The organism is Tunicatimonas sp. (assembly GCF_049647865.1).
GTDB lineage: Bacteria > Bacteroidota > Bacteroidia > Cytophagales > Cyclobacteriaceae > Tunicatimonas.
This window is the reverse complement of record NZ_JBARYM010000393.1, coordinates 1-1,644: the sequence shown is the minus strand read 5'-3', so window position 1 is coordinate 1,644 and position 1,644 is coordinate 1. Positions and strand designations below refer to the sequence as shown.

General features: G+C 41.2%; 2 protein-coding genes and 2 pseudogenes. All 4 read left to right on the top strand.

From position 1 onward, the window contains the following. The first annotated feature begins 129 nt into the window (after positions 1-129). Positions 130-483, top strand: coding sequence for a gliding motility protein GldC (gene gldC, locus WBA23_RS11790; RefSeq protein ID WP_424582478.1), 354 nt, complete (start codon positions 130-132; stop codon positions 481-483). Positions 484-621: 138 nt separating this feature from the next. Beyond that, a pseudogene (locus WBA23_RS11785) lies at positions 622-771 on the top strand (deaminase); the annotation flags it as partial. Between the two features lie 57 nt (positions 772-828). Then, positions 829-1,329: a thioredoxin family protein gene (locus tag WBA23_RS11780; RefSeq protein WP_424582477.1), complete on the top strand. Its 501-nt coding sequence runs from the start codon at positions 829-831 to the stop codon at positions 1,327-1,329. Between the two features lie 73 nt (positions 1,330-1,402). After that, positions 1,403-1,644 (top strand): annotated as a pseudogene (locus WBA23_RS11775) (tRNA uridine-5-carboxymethylaminomethyl(34) synthesis GTPase MnmE); the annotation flags it as partial.

The window sequence follows — 1,644 nt, the reverse complement described above, 5'->3', positions numbered from 1 at the left end:
ATTAGAGAAAGCACGAAATTCTTAAACAATATAAGCATTTGTACCTATATAAAGCAGAAATTCAAATTACTTTATAGGTTCAATAATGCGAACTTTGTAGTATTGTCGGATGTAACTGTATTACCCCTTATGAAAAAGTCCGAAATCAATATTACCGTATCACTAGATGCAGCCAATATTCCCGAAAATATTACCTGGAGTGCCACCGATGGCGAAGGGAACCCACAGATAGAAAATAGTCCTAGCGAAAGCAAATCAATGAGTCTTTCTTTTTGGGATGACCAACAAAAGAATACCTTGCGAATTGATTTGTGGACCAAAGAAATGCCGGTTGATGAAATGAAGCGCTTTTGTATCGATGCTATCGGTGGGTTGGCTCAAACCACACTTAATGCTACTGGTGACTCATATATGGCCCAAGAAATGAATGATCTCTGCGATCGGTTGGTGCAGCACGTAGAAAAGGAACTAAAGAATGGTTGATGCTGCTTGGAAGACTTTTATGTAGTTGGCAATTGAGCAGTCATTGAAAGGCAAAACCCCGTTTGGCTGTGTAATCGTGCAAAATGGTGAAGTGCTCGCTCAAGCATTTAATACCGTAGCTAGTTCGATCCTACTGCCCACGGTGAAGTGAACGCTATCCGACAAGCCTGCCAACTGAATCAATCGCAAACGTTACCTGAGACAGTTCTATTCACTACCGGTGAACCCTGCCCTATGTGTATGTCAGCTATTTTAATACTGACAAATGGAGTGGTGTTTGCTCCATAATTGATAGAATCATTTCAACCCAAGGTTCGTTATAGGTAAGAACTAGCGATAATTATTATGAAAAATCTAGCAATAAAGCGTTTCTTGTCATTAGCTTTAGGAGTAGTTGTCTTTTTAAGTCTGGCTTCCGTAAGTCACCTTACCCATACTGAAAAAGAGCCTACCGAACTCAACAAAATTAATTGGCTAACCATTGAAGAAGTGCAAGCCCTCTCGGAAAAGGAGCCCAGGAAGGTTATTATGGATGTTTATACCGATTGGTGTGGTTGGTGCAAGAAAATGGATAAAACTACCTTTGCCGATGAGAAAGTAGCGGCGTACGTCAATGAGAACTTTTATGCCGTTAAGTTAAAGGCCGACAGTGATGATAAAGTTACTTTTAAAGGACAAGAGTTTTCTAAAGGTGAATTAGCCCGGGCGTTACGAGTAACCGGATATCCAACGGTGGTATTTTTTGATGAGTCTTTTGCTCGCTTTCAACCCGTTAGTGGCTTTCGTCCCGCCGATGATTTTCTAGAGCTATTAGAAAAGTTTAATCAGACCGAAATGAGCGAGTAAATCCTCTTTTCGCAACTATTTCAGCGCAGTTATCCGTTACTTTACGTTTAAAAGATCGGATAACTGTTTTTTTATGCCTGCCTACGCTCAAGATACTATTATTGCCTTATCAACCCCTACTGGCGAGGGAGCTATTGGCGTAATTCGCTTATCGGGTCCTGAAGCTATTACGTTGGTCAACCAGTCTTTTCATGGTAAGAATCTACTGGAACAGCCTTCTCATACCCTACACTATGGGACGATTCGTCAGCAAGGAGAGATTCTGGACGAAGTAGTCGTTGCACTCTACGTCGCTCCTAATTCCTTTACCAAAGA